Origin of the sequence: Anaerolactibacter massiliensis (assembly GCF_900290205.1) — a bacterium.
Lineage (GTDB): Bacteria > Bacillota_I > Bacilli_A > Erysipelotrichales > Erysipelotrichaceae > Bulleidia > Bulleidia intestinalis.
In genome coordinates, this window is sequence record NZ_OLMH01000002.1 from 1943940 (window position 1) to 1964441 (window position 20502).

Consider the following 20502-nt stretch of genomic DNA (forward strand, 5'->3'; position numbering starts at 1 on the left):
AATCATTCAAATGATTAATCGTCATGTATTTACTATCGTCCATATTACATCTCCAGTCGCTTGTATTTCTTTCCGATGAAATAATACTCCGCAAGCCATGGCAAAAAACGTGCCATGGAAAAACAAAAAATGGGCATATCACCAAACGATGACATGCCCTATCACATTTTCGGGGCAATTTGCCCCAAGACTATTCATTTGTCTTTTTGACAAGTGTGTTTTCCAGGTTCAGATATCCTGTTGACACTATTTCCTGATCAGTCTCTTTTTCTTTCTGATGCTGATCTGATTTCTTTGAAAAACTGCTGGTAGATGATGCTGATTGTTGCTTGTTTTCTCTGGAATTGTATGCCTGCTTCAGATCGAAATACGGTACATGCCTCAACTGCTGACGGATTTCGATATCCCCTTTAGGCATCTTGTCATAAAAGCAGTATTCCCGGTATCCAAGCAGCCTGGTCAGTACAGGATTCTTCCGCAGCTGAATAATCAGCGCCTCGCCCATGGAGAGCTTTGACAGCCGCTCTGTGGAGACAACTGCACGCTCATCATAATGCCCCTGTTCTTCATTCCAGATCAACCGTTTTCCTGCCTTCTCTGAGACAGTTTTGAGTGTTTCCGGATCTCCGCCCATTAGATAGGCAAAGTTCTGCATGTTATTCATCAGAGTATGCGCAACTTCTTTGCCGTATCTGCGTTCCAACTGTGATGTATCCTGGACCGCAAGAGTTAGTCGAAACCCAGCAGATGCACCAAAACTGACCATGTTATCAATACTCTTAAGTGAAGGCATAATACCTGCTTCATCAAAAATACAGTTTACCGGATATGGCATTCGTCCATGGTTTTCTCTTGCCACAACCATTACCTCCTCATACATCTGTTCGATAAACATTGAGACAAATGGATAGTAAGTCGATTTATCGCCGTGGACGATGATGAATACAGCAGCTTTCTTCCTGGCGATATCCTTTAAATCAAAACTGGATCGAGAAGTCATTCGCATTACCGATTCACTCATGGTCATCATCCTGCTCTTATCAGAGAATACAGAGTCAATAGATCCCTTTGTTGGTCCAGGCGCCACGGCATACTGGGCCAGACTCGTAACTGATTTATCCGTACTGTTCCGGTATTTCTTCAGATAGTCACTTAGCAGCGTTGTCCCTCTTTTGTCGATTGCTTCAGCGCCAGCCATAGCAACCTGCTTAATTGACTTGAAATGGATTAGGTCATCTGACAGAGGAATCTGTTCACCTGTTTCTGGATCCACTGTTGTTTCCTCCAGAAGCAAATTCGCATATCCCACAATCAGTTCTCCTGCCTGTGAGTTCCAGAACCGGCCATTCGTATCCTTTTCATCAAACGTCATGATATTTGCGATATCTTGCAACGCTTCCTGAGCAGCTGAGGTATCCAGTTGTGGCGCATCATTCAGGATCTCATTGATCCTTTCAATGATCATGTTTCTCTCTGATTCATCTTCCGTATTCTCAAGTTGCCTGTTCAGATCTTTCAGAACCGGGTCAAACTCATCGAAATACAACTGTTTATCCTTTTTCTCTTTCTGCTGTGCTTCACGGTACTTCTGTATAGCAATACCCAATGGATTCCAGCAGTCACCTCTTTTCGGTTCAATGAAATCCAGAAAATAGACATCGTAACCATCATCGATCAGTTTCTGTACCTGAGTATCCCGCAGTTCTCCCTTCGGATCATTGATCACCATCGATTCTCCATTCATCCGGAGAAGATCAATCATGATGCTGATAATACTGTATGATTTGCCGGCACGCGTTGTCGCAACGATCATGCTGTGACAGTTTGCAGCGTTCACATATACCCGATTCCGGTATGTAAGAACAGGGAATCCTCCGCGTCTTGTTACCTGTTTCCCGCCTATCCGATAGTTTTGCTTGGTATTCATCTTGTGCACATCAGACAGTTTCAGTTTTGCAATCAGCTTGTTCCAGTACTGTTTTGGCGCATCAAATACATCGTCACAATAATCGCGAAGATGCAGCTTCATAAGCCGATCCACCATCGTTCTGGAATCAAACTGCGTCCAGTCCTGATGCAGCAATGCAAACACATACCCGCAAAGCACAAACAATCCTGCGGATAGAAGGATACTCATGGCAGTCTTCCCGGAAACCGCCAAATACATATTACTTTGTGTGCCTGCGGCCCCATTCTCTATATAAGCCGTAACCGCTGACTTGGCTGCCAGAAACAAATGATGAATTACCCGGATAGTCTGACGGAGTATATACAGAGAGATAATCTGACCAATCAGTATTTCAGGCTTGGCATAGTCAATGTTGCAGAGGTGCCCGCTTGCATCAAACTCCAGCCTCGTCAGTCCTTTCTTTGCCTCATGCAGATGCGCAAGATGCTTGTAATTATTCCTCTCATAGCGTGTCAGTCCACGCTTCCGATTTTTACCTTTTTTGCTTCTTCGGATGAACTGGTTGTAGAAGATATCCAGAATGAAATACAGAGCTATTCCATTCAGAAGAAGGAAGTAATCCCATTTCCCCGTAAAAAAAAGAAGGCCTGTATCGAAACTGATTGCCAGTGTCCGATACAGGTATAAATATGCCACTTCTATTCCCAGCCAGTACACTACTGCAAGCACAGACAGTGACAATAGCACAAACACAATCAACTTTTTCATGAAGCTGTCACCTCACTCTTCTTGCCGGTGTTTTCTGATTGTTAAGATATGCTTCGATCTCGGTTTCAATTCGATCCTGAAGATGGTGAACTCTGTCATCATTATGAAGATACCCGGAGACTTCATTCCCGACTGACCGGCTGTGGAAATGACCCCAAACGGTATTGTTCAGCCTTCCCTGCATGGATTCATTAAATCCTTTGGGGTGATGCTCGCGTAAATAATCTATTGCCGGTGAGAAACCTCTCATCGCCGCAGAAACCATATACTGATATCCCGAGTCACGGTCCTTATCGATCTTCTTTCCTCTCAGCATTTCTATGGCAAGCAGATATTCTGAGACCGCATCATCATGCAGACAGCCGTTATAAAGGGAGTTCATGCCGGCACTGATTTCCTGGCGGGCAAAACAGATCTTCGCCATCAGTCCATACGAATGATTGGATCCCTCTGTCATGGCCTTCATACAATGCATCTTGGCGAGATTCAGATTCCTGGGAACACCTTCTCCATAGAATTCCATCTGTGCCATTCTGTGCTGGATAGAGCCCGCTATAAGGCCTCTCTCATTGCTGACCAGTAAATCCTCATACCGCTTATAGATTTCTTTCAGATCAGCCTGATTTGGGCTTCTGCGGCCATTCAGCAGTTCCTTATGCCTCTCAACAGTCATCCGGTATTCTTCAGCCCGTGAGTCTGTCAGACCATCCAGCTCCGTTGCTTCTTCATCGCCCATCCAGCTGATCAGTTCTTCCTTTGAGACTGTCGCTTTAAACGGTCTCTGATTCGAGAACTGCTTAATCTCCTGCAGGATAATATTCCCGATTTCCTTGTACAGTTTCTTCAGCTCAGTGGTTTTGATCGTGCTGTCTCCGGCATCATTTTTCATTGCCTGATCCAACGGTTCCAGAGCTTTCAGGTATTCTTCATATAACGGACTCAGCCGGTCTGTCTTAAGCAGATCATCGGTTATGCGATCGATCGTATCGCGATACGGAATCATAGCGGATGACCCATACTGAAGCCGGCCTATTTTCGGAAGAATTCCGGCAAGGGCCTGTATGCTGTCGATCTTCGACATATCCACTTCATGCAGCACTTCCATTATTTCCGCTTTTTCCTGATCCTTCAGATTAAACTGCGTTTCATAATCGTTCCCTGTCAGATCACGAATCGTCTGCCTCACTGTCATTTCCTTGGCGATGATCTGTTTCAAGGACTTCATCTGCTTTTCCGTGAAGGCTCCGCGATCTCTTGTATGAACCTTTTCCATGAAGATCACATGCATATGAGGATGCTGTTTGTTATTGTGATAATCCATCCACCAAAGCATATTCTTCGGGTCAAACCCGACCTTCTTAAAGAACTGCGGCAGTATCTTTTCGATCACCGCCGCATAATCTGCCGCATGGTACAGAAGGTTCTTATGCGCCTCATCATAGGACTCCAGGGAAATCACCATATCCCAGATCAGATCACCCGGTTTACTGAAGGCTTCGGTCCCCTGCCGGCGGAGTTCTTTTCTTTTTTCCGCTGTCAGCACCCCGAGAGAGGAAACCGTTGCGCCAGTCGAAGCCTCCTCCCTGGATGTATATCCGAGAAAGCCATCATCAAAGAATGTCAGCTGATCTCTCACATTCTCCTCTACGGCATCCTTTCTTCCGGTATAGTCCATATAGCCATTTGAACCGAAGATCATTTTCGCATTCATGGTTCCCTTAAAGCGCGAGTTCTTTGGCGCAGGTTTCCCCCATTCAAAAAAGCGGACGGTATCAATGATCTTCGGCATTGCCGGTATCCTTTTCCCCCGTTCCGCTGATCGCCCGGTTCAGCTCATTTTCCAGTGCACTCATTCTTCTTTCAAAATCCTCTTCCAGCTTTACCGCCTGGCGCAGGCTTCTCTCCATAATCAGGCGCTGTTTCTTCAGAGAATCCAGTTCCTGCCTATCTAGGTCGATTTCCGCAGTCAGTTCCTGTTCCCTTTGCCGGATCCTGTCCAGATTCTTTCTGATCTCGCTGCTGTTCATAAGCACCACCCTTCATAACTGAGTTCATTTTCATCCAGATACTCTATTTCCACCGGCTGTTTCTCACCCAGCTGCATCGGCACCAGTTCTTTTAACAGATCTTTCCGGATATACGAGTCCACTCTGTCCAGAAATCCTCCGGTAAATGATTTTGCAATCATATTGTCCAGACCATCTGTTATGACCGTGTCATGTTGTCGGTTGATCATAATGAAAGAGGCGATGTTCTCCATCGTCCCCTCAAAGTACTGTCCGCCGGTATGATAACCCTTATTATCAAACACATATCCGATTACTGTTTCTGCCATTTTCATCCTCCCATAACATACGCATTCCTGCCTGCAACATAGTCTTCCACACAGTGCCTCATCGCCTCATCCAGCTGTGGATAGTCTTTCCGGTAATCTTCCATCCATTCTGCAATCAGTTCATAATCACTGCCGTCAAGCAGATAATCATATTCCAGTTCTTCTGCTTTCTTCTGAAGTCCCAGGATCAGATTCACTTCTTCCTGCGGCTGATCTGCAGACTGTGCTTCCTCTTTGGGGCAATTTGCCCCAAGCATCTCCTGGATGCTGTGGAAATGCTGTTTCTTCTTTTCCTGAACCAGTCCCATCCATCGCTCCAGAAACTCATTCTGCTTCTTATCCGTTACCGGCTGATTGAAAGCCAGGAACTTCTGACGGATCCGGTCACATTCCGGATTGATCTCCACTGTGATCAGGGATCTGTTCGGGCGAGCTGTCTCACGCATGACATAGATCAGGGACTGATGATTGATGATTCTCTGTCCGTAAGAGCCTACACAGTTTCGCTGCTGTTTGGCTTCATCGATCAGATCCGAATGATTCCGGATCCCGCGGATAAAGAAAACATCTTCCGAATAATCATTCTCCGAAAGATATTCACAGGCATTCTCCATTTTCTTCTCCAGAATCTCATCACGCTTTTCCCGTATTGTCCTGGCTGTCACGTCGTGCTCCCGTTTCAGACTGTCCGAGTCGATCCGGGGTTGGATCTCCAACTGCTCGCACATGCTCAGGTAATCGTTCAGCAGAGGGAATGCTTCTCTTGCGCTGATTGCCTGGAAGGTATCCAGCCGCTGCAGATAGTTCATCAGCGTATGCCAGGTAAATACCGGCTTACCGCTGTGCCTGCGGTTCAGGATGGAATTGACGGTCTTCAGATCATCCGCGTCAAAATGCATCCAGTATGCCTGTTCTATGGTTTCCTTCGTAAGCTTCCCGGTCTTTGCCATCTTCCGATACACATCCCAGATCTCGAGGTCTGTTTCACCGCGGAGCGTAGTATAGACATCCTTGGAAGTCTTGAATATGTTTTTGAGTTTCGTCCCCGGCTGCGTCAGCCGGTTGAATGCATCGATCTCTTTTGTCTGCCGCCAGAATCCCCGGATCCCGTTCTCTACGAAGTCATATCCTGCTTTGATCAGCTGTTCCAGCTGCGGACACGTAAAGAACAGAAGCGGATTCGTACAGTCATACTGTCTTGCCGTTTCCATCCCATATGGATTGGTTCTCTCCAGAATATCCCACAGATCAAGTTCACTGTTCAGCAGCATATAACTACCCGGCTCCGGGTATTTGGCAAACACTTTCCATTTGCTGAACTCCATCTTTTCCAGCATGACGGGATGTTCGAAATCTACAGATCGGCCATCCGCATAATCTCTGGCCGACTGGTAAGAAATATACAGCGGCTTGTTGAAGTACATTGTTATCCTGTTTGACCACGGAACACCGTTCTGATCCACATAGATCAATGTCGTATTCAGATCCTTCTGGGAAGATGGCAGTTCCAGGCAGCTTGCTGAATTCCGCGGTCGCCGGTCAGAAACAATCAGGCGATTCCGTACTGCAGCAGCATACACATTTGATCTCCAGCCGGCAGGTATTCGAAACAACGGCTCTTCATCCTTTATTCCTTTTAGCTTTGCGGCAGACACTATGAACTGTTCCAATGTGCCTGTACCGCTTAATTCCATCAGCACATCTGGCGGATTTACATTACCGACTTCAACCACGCCTTTCACGACGCTCTTTCCAAGCTTATTGGTTACTACCGGCATCTCGTCCAGGATATCGAACAATGTCATTTGCCTGTTTATTTCAGTCATTCACTCACCATAAAAGGGAATGCACATTCATATCACTGAAGTACATTCCCTTCCCTTTGGTCATCATTGCAGATCATCCTTCCTGTCTCAGACGGTTTCATCCATCTCCGACCGGCACCTGCAACCATGCCATCTTATTCCCCGGGGCAATTTGCCCCAAGGCTACATCAGTTCTTCATCTTCAGCTTCCGGATTCTTCACCCGCATCTCTCTTGCCACCTTCTCTGGTATCAGGATGTCCCACGGCAGCGTCATGTACAGCAGCCGCTCAACACCATCCTTTGCCCGGTCGATATTCAGTCCCTTGCACAGAAGCCTCATATATTCCTTTGATTCTCGCGCAAGGATATTCGTTGCGTTGAGTGACCGGATGAAACCGGACATATACTTCCTGAAGACTCTTTCAAATACGATCTCCAGTCTCTGCATATACGGATCATTGCAGTTATCCGCAAGTACGGAAAGATAATAGCTTTCGATTGCATCCGTTATGATCTCGGATTTCCCTTTCGGTTTGCGGTTCAGCTTTACTGCTGTTTCCTGATCAAGCTGCATCAGATGGGTCAGTTTACTCTGTATTTCATCAGAGACCCGGAATGTCATCACTTCTTTTGTCACAAATATACCGTTCCTCCCGGGGCAATTTGCCCCAAAAACATGTAATACGCCCGTATCACAGCACCAGTGCATTCTGTATCACGGCAGTAATACCTGCGTAATACGTCATTATCCGCTTTGTTATCACCAAACTGCCCGTTGGGCTGTTCTGCTCAGGAGGATTTTGTAATACAAAATCCCTTATCCTGCTATATATATAAAATCTACCTTTTCACGCCTGTATGACGGCAGCAGATGAGCTGCCATAGACTGCTTCAGTTCAGACTCTTTCTTCGCAGCTGGGCAAACGTGAGGAAGGTATTCATCTGACTTTTCAGGATCAGCGCCGGCAGTTTCTGTTCCGGATTCAGCGCGATCCCGAAGCAGTCTTCATCCTGAAAGACCATTTTGTTCAGTTCAAATACGGAGATGCGGACGGTCCGGATGCCTTCAGGAACCATCTCCGGATCCGAATAAGCCACGTAATATCGGTTGCCTTTCTCATCATTCACACAAAGGATCCGGTCCTCATCCGGCTCAAGCGCTGCCAGGATCTCCTCCTCATCTTCGTTCATATCCATGAAACGCACGAAGACCCTGGCAAAAGATTTCCTTGAAGGATAGGCATAAAAGTGCTGAAGCAGAAGATGTAGTTCATCCATTGTTGTTTTCCTCTTTCGTTCCACCGATCATAAATCAGGAATTCCAGAATGAAAACAGGCTGTGGATAAACTCCATGAATCATGGAGAAACCGGTTGAACACGGCAACCGGTATGGCATGATCCATGGAGTTACGGACCATACATTCCTTCGAGAACCGCACCGTACGAATTCAGAAACGCCTGGAAACTACTGAACTTTCTGACCCGGAAGCCATAGGAATTGGCCGTCGTCGCGTTGCATTCGCTGATCAGAACCGAGCCATCCGCCCCTACGCCTTCAATGAAAACAGCGTGCCGAACCGAGCCAAAGCGGATCGAAGCTATGGACTGCGGGATCGGACTGTTCGGATCCCTGGAGTACGTTCCCGGTCCGGGAGAGACATGGTCGATGGCCACGAGCTGGTTCCAGTTGTTCGGCAGCGGGAAGTTTCCGTCGTGATTGTTCACATCCCAGAAGCGTCCGGCAGCGTAACTTGAGCAGATCATCTTGTTCCATCTGCCGGTGATCGAGGCGGTCAGACAGCGGTCATACGGCCAGGCGATGTGGTTGTTGGCATCGCAGACACATGGATTGCCATGGATCCCGTCCGGATCGAAGCAGTAATACTTGCTGTCGAAGTCGATCACAACGCCTTCCATCTCCATGATTCCGCCCGGCTGGATATCTCCGGGATCCTGTCCCTCTTCACCGCCACCATGAGGATGGTCGTATGTATCGACATATTTCCAGGGCTGTGAAGCCGCAAACAGAAGCATCGGATTGAAGTACCGTTCGGTACCTTCATCAAGGAAATATGTCTTCACTGAAACTTCATCAGAGAAGCCGAGGATCTCATTCTGTTCCAGTTCATCACCTATACCGGCCGCGGAATCATAAACTCCGACATACTTTGCGTATAATTCCGTGCCGTTGTTTTCGATCCTCTGCGTGATATACGGAACGCCAAATGATTCACCGGCATCTACGATCTCACCTGTCGATACAGCAAGAACATAACCGGAGTAATACTGCTCCTTTGTGTTCAGCTCGATACTGACATTGGAGTCCTCGTTGATCAGTTTATATCCATAGCGCTCGGAAGGCTCTCCGGCTGCTGGAGGGATGTATGGAAATGTCCAGAATCCTTCTCTTGTCTTGCGGCATTTCACCGACGGTTCGAACGCTGTACAGGCATCTTTATAGATTTCTTCTTCGGTGTAATCAAAGACCCACTCGTATTGGGGATTGCCTTCTTCATCGGTTTCTGGTTCACCGGTTTCTTCATTGATCACTTCCTCCCGTCTGTAATGATCTCTTTCATAAAGTGTCGGGATCCAGATATCTTCGTAAGCTGCATCAGGGATCGTGCCCTGAAACTCATCGATATCCGAGCTGTACAAAAGAAAAGATCCCGAAGGATCTGTGTCAATTTCATCATCGAAGGTGCCGTCCGGGTTAACGTGGGCAATGCAGCCTTTGATGTTATGGGTATATTTCTCGTCCATACTGCAGGCAAGCATCTCAGAATATTTGAAGCCAATGTGATAGTCTTCAGCCAGTTTATCGAGGTCTTCCCTGTAATCTATGATCTTTTCCTCCCAACCCGGATCCACATCTTCTATCTCATCAATACGTCCCAGCATATTTGCCAGCCACATGATCGGCAGAAGTACCGTAAATACGAGGATGAAACCGACCATGAGCAGTACAACACCTGAAAATATCAGCGAGACGGCCTTTCGAAACAGAGCATTCAAACCCGCCTGATCATGCAATTGGATCACCTCTTTTCATTTGTTTATGATTCTTTCTGCGACAAATATACGGGCTCATGTAGCTAATCTTTCTTCATTCCCATATCTATCAGTTCGTTATCTCTTGCCAGTACAGTGATTGGTATCCTCCTGTTTCCGCAGACAAATAACGCATTACCCTGCGTAAAACGCTGGATCAGTTCTGTTTCATTGGTGTTCAACCGGACAAGTTTACTTATATCGGAAATGTCATCCTTATCCAGATGCATGATCATCTTATACACCGCATTGTTAAAAATAGCCTTGCCATGAGTGATGACTTTCTCATCCGCAAAGTCTCCCGGCTGCTGTGTTCCGGCAATCATGACTGTATGATACTTGCGAGCACGGCGATAGAACTGTGCAACCATCTCTGCAGTTTTTCCTTCCAGGATCAGCATATGCGCTTCATCGATGATAAATGCGGATTCCTGCTCGTTATCCAGACAAAGATCCCAGGAGAACTTGAACATCATGTGATTCAGTGCTGTTCTCAGGTTTACCGGCGCATTGAACAGCATCTTTGTCCCAAAGGAAATGATCTGTCCTTCACCATGATTCAGTTTTACAGTCGTATGACCGTTAAAATAGATCCCCCACTCATTAATGATCCGCTTCGTCTTGATAGAAAGATCCATCAGAAGATCAAGTTCTTTCCGTTCGGATGGATCGTTCTTGATCTCCAAGATCCTCTCCTGAAGACACTCATTGAATGTGGAGAATGTCGGCATGTCTTCATATGTCAGATCACGGAATGACGGATAGGAGCCATTCTCATCTTTTCTGATTCCCACCTTCTCATAAGCCCGAATAACGATATCGCCGGTAACAGTCAGAGTATCCTCAGAGATTCCGGGATAGAGATACTGTAGTACTTGGTTGACATCTGATGTGACATTGTTTATCGCCAGTTCGGTATCGTACATGATGTTTTCATCATCTTCGTCCTCATCTGTACTGATCTTCTTGAGATCGAAGACATTAATTACATTGTTTGGTCTTCCCCAGACAATGTACGTACCGCCATAATTCCGGGTCAGGACCTGATTCTTGTTTTCCGGATCAATCCATACGATCCGTGTTCTGTTCATGATCATGGATCGGATGATCAGGTTCATCGTGGTCGATTTACCGGATCCGGATTTGCCGACAACAATCACATTGCCATTCAAACGCTGCATCTGAACTGCCTCTTCATGATTGTGCAGCCAGTAGAATGGATCAAAGCAGATGATCCCGCCGTTGTAGTATTCATGGCCAAGAAGGAACCCAGATGGATCCTTCATTGTTTCAAAAACAAACGGATATAACCCTGCGACTCCTCTGGATGGAAGAAGAACACCGACGTTGGTTTCCGGTTCGCTTGGCATATCCCCTGCACCGATAAACAGCGGACTTGTGTATTTGAAAACCATGTCCTGCATCAGTTTGACATCAGCTGTCATAAACATGTGAGTTGACAGCGATGACTTCAGATTCTTCTTGATCCGCAGCATCTCTTCCTTTGTCTCCGCATAGATACTGAAGACAATCGCCACATTGAATGTCAGATCATTATCTCGGATCAGCTGATTGATATATGTCTTATCTGATTCAAGATCCGCCTGCAGACGGGATCTCCTGAACGCATCACGGCTGGTCTCCATCTCCTGTTCTTTTGCCAGGAATTCCTTGCGGACAGCCTTTGCGATTTCAATACTGCTCTTCTCTGTCGTCAGAAACACCTTGATCTTAGGATCATTGATATGTTCCAGAAGAACACCAAGCTCATAAACACTCGGCAACTGCGTAACCAAAAGATTGGTCACATAGTAATCCCCCAGGATGTAATAACTGTCCCTGAGAGAAAACCCTGTTGGCGCAAGTCTTGATCGTAATGCCAGGTTCTCATTCTGACGCGGATTTGGAACATATACGCCATAATCCTCAAAGGTTTCCGTTCGGTCCACAACATCGTATGTATCATTGTCTGCGGAATACTCGATAGACCTGTTCAGCGGTGAGAATGCCCCTCGGGAGAACAGAAAATTATTTGCCAGCGGATTTTCAAACACATAGGCAATCAGATTGTAGTAGTCATATTTGTCCAGTGTCCTCGGCAGGAATCCGGCATAGGCAAATTCCCGCTTCATCTCCTCGAAGTTTTTATACAGTTTCTCCTCGGAAGACTCCTGGATCATGACAAAGAACTCCAGTTCACTGAAGGCATATTTGAAGTAGAACAGCTTTTCAAAATCAGCTTCAATCATCCGCTTCAGCACACGGTCTGTTTCCGCCCTGTTCTTTTCCCGCAGATAGGTCTCATACTCATCCGCGTTTACCGGGGAATAAACAAACTGGAAGTACATTTTGAACGGCATCTTGTTCAGCGCCATTCTCAGATTCTCTATGATCCGTTCCTGTTCTTCGGCATCATCAATAAAAATGTCATGAGGGCTGAGCTTTACCCCCATGACAGTAGCTCTGTATTTACCGTGTTTCAGGATAACTGAATTGTTGGTGATATCGTGGATGTGCATCCAGTCCAGGGTAGTTGCGACCTTTTTCTTCAGTTTCTCCGCTTTCTTCTTTTCTTTTCTGACTGTCTTCGCCAAATTGCGTTCTCCAGCAGTCATCTTTCTCTGTTTTCTGTTAGAATCCAATAATTCCATGATCCTCCTGCCGGGACAATCCATCCCTTCTGCTATCTTTCGCTGTCATCATAGTGGACACCCTCCCAGATGTATTTCTTCTGTTTCTTCTGATAGACCATATACAGTTTGATCATCTCAATCGGGTTGTGATAGATCTCAAACGGAATCAGAAGGCATACACCGATCAGTGCCGGTATGCAAAGCATCGCCAGAACAGCAATATGCTTGCCGTTCATCAGAAGAAGATAAATCATCTCTGAAGAAAGTGTCATAGCAATCGCGATGCCAGCAATCAAGAGATCGATAGGACGATATCGGTTGGCAATCAGCCGGCCCTTCTTGAAATTCTTCGGACTGTTAAACTGCATTGTTCGTATGACTCCTCTGCGGTTTAGATCCTCTCATATCTTTTGAAACCGCCCTACCGACTTCCCGTGCACCGTATACTACGGATCTTCCTTTCATAAACGCATTCCTTCTTTGAACAGTTCCTCCTCCCGGAGTTCTTTTTACGATTGGTCTTGAAAGGCTTTCTGCTGATCTTCTGTACAAACCAGAAATGCCTTTACTCATGATCTGACCAACATTACTTTCGTCCATTCTATCCGCAGCATATCTTGCGACTGTCATATGCTCAGCACCTGTCATTGGATTCTCCCACTTTTCCCGCGTTAATCGATCACCGGAATTTACACCGCCGGATCCAGCCGGCATTGTGCCGCCAGCTGCAACAGGACGTACAGAAGGCATTGACGCGCCAGTACCTCCTTGAGGAGCAGATCCTGAGTCGCCTCCCGGCGAGGAATTCTGACCTGTCGATCCGGATCCTCCGGAAAGAAGCGAACGTCCTCCCAATGATCTGCCCCCCAGATACATGCCTGCTGCACCGGCTGTCTGTAATGCCTGTCCTGCCATGGAAGCACCCTGTGACAGCATCATCAGTGACTGCATCTGCTGGAACGCCGTTCCGACTCCGACATCACCGCCGAGCAGCTGCGCCACACCTGCAGGTGCATTCATCACTGCAAGCAGAGCGCCTATAAAGAAGATGCATTTGGCAATCGCACCGACCGGAACCAGCGAAGCACTGGTCATTACGATCATCACCAGGACGATCTGGAAGAAATTCGTCAGGAAATCTGCCTCCACTAATCTTCTCCAGATGGAGAAGGTATTGTCTTCCGGATTGATCAGACCGGACAAAGCAAACGGAGCGATGACGATCTTCAAAAGCAGGCCGATCATCCTCTGTGCGATCTGAATGCCGATAAAAACAAACACCAGGCAGGCAATGATTGAAGTAAATGTCAGGAAGACGATATCCGAATTACTAGAAAACTGGATATAGTGTCCATCTTCCTTCTTGTTGATCTCGATTGTTTCATAGTCGAATGTGCTGATATCTCCGTTGTATCCGGCGGCCGCAACAATATGGGACGGTACAGTTTCCGCTTCATTGACCCCTGCCAGTGAGCTGATGGATCCTACCGCATTTGCGGACAGTCCGGCAAAACCGTTCAGCATAGTCGGCAGCATCACCAGAATGACCGAGATATACAGAATACGCTGTAGGAAATCCAGCGGTTCGATCTTCTGCAGCGTATCCTCTTCCATTGTGGCTTTCACAAAATAAATGAACATCCGGATCAGGATGAAGAAATACAGCAATGCGCTTACTCCCCTGAACCAGGACCAGATGAACTGGAAATCACCCAGGTTCAGAGTCGCCAGATCGTTGATGATCCCATAGCAGAGATCCATCAGCCACATGGCAAACTGGCAGAACAGCCATAAGACCGCACGAATACCATCCTGCAGTATGCTTGTTTCCGTCATGTGTTCAGACCGAAGATCCGGAAGATCGCACTTCCCAGTTCAACAAAGATAGCTGTAAATATGATCTTCTTGGCCGATTTCATAAACGGCCTCTGTTCCTTCTCGTCTTCATCTTTAGCAGACCACTTGATCCATGTATAGCCGAGGGCACCTAACGCAATAAACGGAACTGTCCACAAAATGAACCTGTTGATCGGTTCTGCCCACTGCTTGAAAAGTGCCATGGCTTCTCCTTCATTGAAGGCCGGATCATACCAGATGTGAGTGCCGCCGATCTTTTTCTTCAATCCCAGCAATAGTTTATTCATTTCTTCTCCCTTCTTTTTTTGGGGCAATTTGCCCCAAAGATATCTGATCCATCTTTACAGAGATGCCGCAAGGTCATCCTTTTGATTTACATCTTCCAAAGCAGAAAACATCTGGAAAAGATTTTCAGCAGCGACTTTCTTCATCTCAACTGCGTGATACTTACCGTTCTCCTCTTTCTCATACCGATACATGGAGATCTCCCAATCCGGATACATCCGGACCTGAAGCATTTCTCCGGAAGGATCATCCGTCACAAACTTCTTGGAAAACCATGTACTGTAGCCGCCGTATTCCATCTCATCCGGAATATGAAGCAGAATCTTTTTGTCATTTTCATAATCGATAAGTTCACGAGGGATGATAAAGGATTCGTATTTAGGCTTAGAAGCCACCGGCTGGATAAACGTACTCAGTTTTGAAAAGATGCCCTCCAATGCAGCGTTTGTTTTGTGAGTGCACTCTTTAAGGTCTCTTTTTACCTCATCAAGTTTCTTCTTATCATCCTCTGTAAGAAAGTCAGCGTATTTGTGAGCAACATCTGTAATCATCCAGTTCGCGCCGTCGATCACGGCAAGCATGTGAATACAGTCCAGGCATGCGTCTGATGTTCTGTCGAATTCTTTCTGTTTTTCCATTTCTATCTATTCCTCCTCCTAAATTGAAAAAACCTGTTCCATGACAGGTGTCTGTTCCAAGGTGAGATCCTCCATTCTTTGATTCTCACGGATCTTCTCCAGGGCAACCGGACCGTTCTTCAGGACATAATCCGAGATCTTCTCCGCGTCCTTTATTGCCTGAAATAAAATCAGCGGATCCTTCTCAAGATCCGCAATCCAGCTCTGTACATAAGCTTTGTGATTATCTAGCATCTGTGCCGTTGACGGTAACCGCAGATCCGTAAACAGCAATGATGAGGCGATTTCTGCCCGCAGTTCTTCCTTCGCATATGATTCGGAGCCAAAAATACCGCTCAGATCACGGTTTAGCCTTGAGGCGGCACCGGTAGAATGAGCGGTTTCATGTAAACGTGTCGCATAGTAATCTTCTGCCGTCCTGAATTTTGAGATATCTGGCAGATAGATCTTGTCTTCCGATGGTCTGTAATATGCCTGGTTTCCCTGATGTATCACTTCCACTCCGATATTCTGCAGCACTTCATCACAGAATGCCTGCAGATCCGGAATGGCAACTGTATTGGATACTTCCTGTTTCATCTCCGGTGTACCGGAGATATCCGAGTAATTGTACACATAGAACATCTGGGAATAGAGTGTGTAATTGGAAATCTGGTCCGGATCATTGCGGACGATCTTCTCATATTCCGTAAAATCGATCAGTTCCTTTGTGCCGACCTTTCGGATCTTCCAGAGTTCAACAGGAACACCCTTACTTCCAGCATTCAAATGCCATTTCTGACCAGGATGGTACTTGTTGTTTTTATCAGCAATCTGATTGAATGTTGCCCATCTGCCGTCTTCGATCCCTCTCATATCACTGATCATCCACAGCAGCATCCTGTTCACGCCATGATACTTCGTTCCGGATATTGGATTCAGCGGATTCATTTCCGCGCCACCCCGCCACGGCTTTTCCCATGGAAGTGTATCTTCTTTCAGAGAATTCATGAACATCTCATACAGCTGCTCCCTGGTTTTCGTAATGAATTTACTCTGTTCCTTCGGCATAAATTTCCACCTCTTCCGCAATATCTTCCGGATCCGGATCAGGGAACTCACTTTCAAAGACAATGGAATCAATTACTCTCAAAAGGTCACTTTTTGAAAGGACGATGTTTTCAGCCATTTTTCCTCCTTCGGGGCAAATTGCCCCATAAAAAACGCAGCAGTAGGTTTTGCTGCGCATTTACACGATGTTAGAAATCTTGATGTCTGTGTATGTTTCTACACCCCTACAAACGAGAATTTATATGAGAATATAACCTCTGAATCCGCGTACGGAATAGTACGAGTCAGCTCCGTTATGAAATGTGAACACCGTTCCATAACGTCTCTCACAGAAAAGCGCACCGCCCTTGCTGCGAATAGGTTCCGGCGTGGCAATCCAGCTTGAAGTCTTTAAATCATATTCACCGAGACTTTGCAAACGGCGATACAGCTCCTCGGTCATGATCGATATGCCAATCTCGTTTGCCTTTCGTTCGGCGCTGCCTGACGGCGGGTTTTTGGTACGCCCCTGTAATGCCTTTTCGTCATAACACAGGCTTCTGCGTCCGGAAGGAGATTCCTTTGAACAGTCGCAGAAAATAAGCTTTCCTGTCTTTTCGTCAATGCCAATGGTATCCGGCTCTCCGCCGCTTTCCTCCATCCTTCTCAATATCTCCAGGGATGCAGGATGTGCAAGCAAACGTTTCTCCACATCAGGCCAGTTCAGTTCCATATGAAGATTTTTGTTTTTCTGAAATCTCGCTTCTAATAATTTCAACATGTTTGTTCCCTCGGAAACTGGAAGTTGTCGGAATCATTGTTCCAAAAGCTTAGTTTCAATTCTCTTTTCAATAGCTTCGTCGGTTTTAAACAAACTGATAAAACTCATGAATTCTCGGCTTAATTCTTCCGGCGATTTATTGTACACCCGCTTCATTGCCGCTTCCATATCTTGCTCTCGATACATTTCCAAGAACTGTTTAATGCCATATACGGAAATCAACCACTCAGTAAAGGCCCCCATGATCGGATATGTGATAGAACTTTCCTGGGAGAAAAAGTATTCCTTATCAAGCAGTTGATTTACGGGAATATAGCGACCGGTTTTAATATAGAAACCGACCCAATCCATATTCTGAATTCCCCACCATTTCCGGTCGAAATACATTGCCAGTCCTTCGCGTATGGCCGGACAGTCAGGGCGGTTGATTGCATAACTGATCAGATGAGCATCTTCATGGAATCCGATGCATTGAATTTGTTCATTGTACACTGCAAAAACCTTATTTGGCGGAGCCGCAAATCCATTGCAAGGATCATTGTCTCCGTAAATTCGTCCCACTTCCTCCGGAGAATCACAAAGGTAGTATTCAATTTTGAACTCCGGGGTAACACCTAAAACAGCGCAGATATGTTGGAAACAACTCTCCTGATAATCGGCAATGGATTCTATATCCCGTTCTGCTTTTGTTGCTTCACCGAAATGAAATATATAATGTCTGCTTTCAAATTGGTTCATAGAATCTCCTATACAAACACCGATTTAACGATATCCCTACAAGCCTGAATTTAGCGGCCTGAAATCTTCTTTGCTTTGGTCAGCCACAGGGCATAAATCGCTTCCGCAACCAGCAGAACACCAAAGAGAATCAACTGTGGCGCGGATGACGAGGCGGGCTGCTCAACGAACAAGCTGTGTGTAAAATCGATCAGGAAGTGGGCGACAATGACCTGCAGGATGCTGTTGTTCTTAAGATAAACGGCAGCGAAAACCATGCCGACCACAAAAGAGTATGCCACCTGTACTGAAACGCTGACGACATCGAGGCCGACCAGATTGGTCAGGTGCGCTGCGGCGAACAAAGCAGCGGAAATGAACAAGCATGGAAGCGCGCCGGTTCCCTTTTTCTTCAGGTTATAGATCAGAATGCCCCGGAAAAGGACTTCCTCAAAGATGGCCGGCGCCGACGCAGTGATCAAAGCCTCGATTACGAAATTTCTTCCTCCGAACACCATCCCGGAACTGAAATTGTAAAAGAGATTCCACGCGGCAAACAGCAGCGCCGGAATGACCGCTGGAAGGTTCTTAAAAGGCCGGCCGCGTGTAAACGCTCTATTATAAATCACAAGCAGCGCCGCGCCGATCAGAACCCTGCCGACCGAGGAACTCAGCGCGGGGTGCACATTGAGAATCGCACCCACCAGCGAAAAAACCCCAGCGGCAAGGAATGCCGCAATGACCAGAACGATCTCAAACAAGACCGGGTGTCTTTCTCCAAACTGAAACATCGTACTTTCTCCTTCTCAGTAACCAAATCAGTGACAAATGAATTATATCAGTATTCCTCCCATGGTCCTACCCACTCACAGCTTTCTGTTGTGCTGCCGTTAGCGTAATGATGAATAATGCATGTTGTAGTGCCACCATTCTCTTCATATACCTTCGTTTCTTCGTATTCCTGCTGTACATGCTGTTCTGGCTGTGTAGTTGCTGAAGGCTGCTCCTGCTGAGGAACTTCTGTTGGAACCGTGTCTTTCTCTTCCGTCTCACCTTCTTCGCCTTCTTCAGCCGGATCTTCTGCAGGCAGGTTTTCATCTATGACAACCAGCAGATCTGCTTCAGACAGATTGCCGGAAGAATCCGTGATCGAATAGTGAATCTTCTGCTTTTCAAGATCACGGTCCAAACTACCAAAGGATACACTCTCAGCCAAATCACCGTCACAGTTGTCTGTCGCTGTGTCAATAAACTGGAGACCATCAAATGAATCATAATCATGCAGTGTCACTTTGCTGTATTTCAGCTTCAATACCGGAGGTTCTCTGTCCACAATATTGATAATCAGATTCCTGGATATCGTCTTCGCTCCATTCGTAAGTGAGTAGGTCACTGATTGGGATCCAAGTACAGATGTATCCACATCCTCCGGCAGGATCAGTTCAATAGAATTACCCTTCGTATAGGATTCGATGTAGTCTGCCGCATTAAACTGCTGCTGGAAATCCAGAGTAATCTCTTCTTCCTTCAGCACCAGTGACAGATCCTGCACAGAAAGCATCACCCTGTCTTTAAACATGAATATAATGCCGATCAGTATCGCAGTGATAAACACTACTCCTGCGGCCATAAGAAGTGAGGATGCACCTTTGATCAGTGTTTTTCGTTTCTCCGGAGAATTACCCTCTTGTTCTTTTTCCTTTTTCAGAGTACTCCGGATCTTTCGCATCTCTGCTACAGGTATGTCCGGATATGCATAATATGTGATCCGAAGCCCCTCTTCCAGACCAAGTTTGATCTGCTCCATCTGTTCCCAGTCAAACCGGTTGTCTTCATAAACAGATGTATCCAGCCCCTTTTCCTGGCCGTCCAAAATCTGGGTGATCTGCAGGCTGTTGAAATTCATCTGTCTATACTTTTCTCTAAGATTATCTGCCATTCTCATTCCCTTTCTTAATTCAATAGGGGAGCCTGCTGATCTCCCTACATATCACAAGCATCCGCTGTGATGGATCCCACTTCTTACATGTTTGCAACGTAAGCAGCCTGTCCTTCTCATTGACCTTCCCGGCAACAGGATCGATCAGATTCTTCATATTTATGTAAGAGATCCAATCCCTATATTCAAACTCTGTCATGTCCGGACAGGAATAGTCATAGTATTCTGCCTCTTCTTCGGTAATGAACAGAACGGAAGAGACAAGATATGTTCTGACTTCTCCTTCCAGGAAAAGAAAAACGGTCTGATTGTCCTCATAGCCTTCCTGATCCATCAGTTTTTCCAAAGGCGTGAATCTGGAATTGCTGTCGTAATAGACATAGTGCCCATACAAAGTCAGATTTTTTGAATCAAGCGATGCCCTGCTGTCCAGAAAGACTGTTCCGGCACCATCGTATTCACCATCAAACGCTTTATGCAGATAGTCTTCGTTATCAAATGACTGCACTACCGGCTCTTCGATTAGTCCTGATTGAAACATCAGGTACCCACGGAAATCCGTATTCTCATCATGAAGTGCCTGCCAGAATCTTTCGGAGAACGGATAACTTGTATCTTCTCTATTTGCTGCGATCACTGTGGTGACATGATTCTGGATCTCAGCGGATTTCATCTGCGAGCGAACTTCGGGGACAGTTTTGTACAAACAGAACGCAATAATAGCTGCCAACACGGCGATTCCCGCATTAAGC

At 46.3% G+C, this 20502-nt stretch carries 20 protein-coding genes; all 20 read right to left on the minus strand.

Annotation, left to right across the window (positions count from 1 at the left end; genetic code table 11):
- Positions 1-190: 190 nt before the first annotated feature.
- The 20 genes from C7E00_RS12795 to C7E00_RS12885 all read right to left on the minus strand — a co-directional run bounded on the left by C7E00_RS12795 (position 191) and on the right by C7E00_RS12885 (position 20423).
- The gene (locus C7E00_RS12795; RefSeq protein WP_105304624.1) at positions 191-2677 is read right to left on the minus strand and encodes a type IV secretory system conjugative DNA transfer family protein; all 2487 of its coding nucleotides are present in this window, start codon (positions 2675-2677) and stop codon (positions 191-193) included.
- Between the two features lie 7 nt (positions 2678-2684).
- A complete protein-coding gene (gene mobL / locus C7E00_RS12800) occupies positions 2685-4466 on the minus strand; it encodes a relaxase MobL (protein WP_105304625.1) in 1782 nt (593 codons plus the stop codon).
- Positions 4450-4704, minus strand: a complete 255-nt coding sequence (locus tag C7E00_RS12805; RefSeq protein ID WP_105304626.1) for a hypothetical protein — start codon at positions 4702-4704, stop codon at positions 4450-4452. Before C7E00_RS12805 ends, mobL begins: the two co-directional genes overlap by 17 nt.
- Positions 4701-5012, minus strand: a complete 312-nt coding sequence (locus tag C7E00_RS12810) for a resolvase (RefSeq protein WP_105304627.1) — start codon at positions 5010-5012, stop codon at positions 4701-4703. The genes C7E00_RS12805 and C7E00_RS12810 overlap by 4 nt, the downstream gene beginning before the upstream one ends.
- Before the next feature lie 2 nt (positions 5013-5014).
- The gene (locus tag C7E00_RS12815) at positions 5015-6817 is read right to left on the minus strand and encodes a PcfJ domain-containing protein (RefSeq protein ID WP_167836598.1); all 1803 of its coding nucleotides are present in this window, start codon (positions 6815-6817) and stop codon (positions 5015-5017) included.
- A 183-nt stretch (positions 6818-7000) separates the two neighbouring features.
- Complete coding sequence (locus C7E00_RS12820; protein WP_105304629.1) at positions 7001-7456, minus strand: hypothetical protein; 456 nt, start codon at positions 7454-7456, stop codon at positions 7001-7003.
- Positions 7457-7710: 254 nt separating this feature from the next.
- Positions 7711-8097, minus strand: coding sequence for a hypothetical protein (locus C7E00_RS12825; RefSeq protein WP_105304630.1), 387 nt, complete (start codon positions 8095-8097; stop codon positions 7711-7713).
- Between the two features lie 130 nt (positions 8098-8227).
- Positions 8228-9778: a hypothetical protein gene (locus C7E00_RS12830; protein WP_105304631.1), complete on the minus strand. Its 1551-nt coding sequence runs from the start codon at positions 9776-9778 to the stop codon at positions 8228-8230.
- A gap of 137 nt (positions 9779-9915) precedes the next feature.
- Positions 9916-12522, minus strand: coding sequence for a VirB4 family type IV secretion system protein (locus tag C7E00_RS12835; protein ID WP_105304632.1), 2607 nt, complete (start codon positions 12520-12522; stop codon positions 9916-9918).
- Positions 12523-12554: 32 nt separating this feature from the next.
- Positions 12555-12872: a hypothetical protein gene (locus tag C7E00_RS12840; RefSeq protein ID WP_105304633.1), complete on the minus strand. Its 318-nt coding sequence runs from the start codon at positions 12870-12872 to the stop codon at positions 12555-12557.
- Complete coding sequence (locus tag C7E00_RS12845) at positions 12862-14340, minus strand: hypothetical protein (RefSeq protein ID WP_105304634.1); 1479 nt, start codon at positions 14338-14340, stop codon at positions 12862-12864. The genes C7E00_RS12840 and C7E00_RS12845 overlap by 11 nt, the downstream gene beginning before the upstream one ends.
- Entirely contained in the window at positions 14337-14648 is a 312-nt protein-coding gene (locus C7E00_RS12850; protein WP_105304635.1) for a hypothetical protein, read from the minus strand. The genes C7E00_RS12845 and C7E00_RS12850 overlap by 4 nt, the downstream gene beginning before the upstream one ends.
- 54 nt (positions 14649-14702) lie before the next feature.
- Positions 14703-15284, minus strand: a complete 582-nt coding sequence (locus C7E00_RS12855; protein ID WP_105304636.1) for a hypothetical protein — start codon at positions 15282-15284, stop codon at positions 14703-14705.
- Between the two features lie 18 nt (positions 15285-15302).
- A complete protein-coding gene (locus C7E00_RS12860; protein ID WP_105304637.1) occupies positions 15303-16334 on the minus strand; it encodes an ArdC family protein in 1032 nt (343 codons plus the stop codon).
- Positions 16315-16452 carry a hypothetical protein gene (locus tag C7E00_RS16250; protein WP_167836599.1) on the minus strand — a complete coding sequence of 46 codons (138 nt, stop codon included), beginning with the start codon at positions 16450-16452 and terminating at the stop codon, positions 16315-16317. The genes C7E00_RS12860 and C7E00_RS16250 overlap by 20 nt, the downstream gene beginning before the upstream one ends.
- A gap of 120 nt (positions 16453-16572) precedes the next feature.
- Entirely contained in the window at positions 16573-17094 is a 522-nt protein-coding gene (locus C7E00_RS12865) for a DUF4256 domain-containing protein (RefSeq protein ID WP_105304638.1), read from the minus strand.
- 33 nt (positions 17095-17127) lie between these two features.
- Positions 17128-17832, minus strand: coding sequence for a hypothetical protein (locus C7E00_RS12870; protein ID WP_105304639.1), 705 nt, complete (start codon positions 17830-17832; stop codon positions 17128-17130).
- A 50-nt stretch (positions 17833-17882) separates the two neighbouring features.
- Positions 17883-18602 carry a CPBP family intramembrane glutamic endopeptidase gene (locus C7E00_RS12875; RefSeq protein ID WP_105304640.1) on the minus strand — a complete coding sequence of 240 codons (720 nt, stop codon included), beginning with the start codon at positions 18600-18602 and terminating at the stop codon, positions 17883-17885.
- Positions 18603-18649: 47 nt separating this feature from the next.
- Positions 18650-19750 carry a hypothetical protein gene (locus tag C7E00_RS12880; protein ID WP_105304641.1) on the minus strand — a complete coding sequence of 367 codons (1101 nt, stop codon included), beginning with the start codon at positions 19748-19750 and terminating at the stop codon, positions 18650-18652.
- A gap of 19 nt (positions 19751-19769) precedes the next feature.
- A complete protein-coding gene (locus C7E00_RS12885) occupies positions 19770-20423 on the minus strand; it encodes a class B sortase (protein ID WP_167836600.1) in 654 nt (217 codons plus the stop codon).
- Positions 20424-20502: the final 79 nt, after the last annotated feature.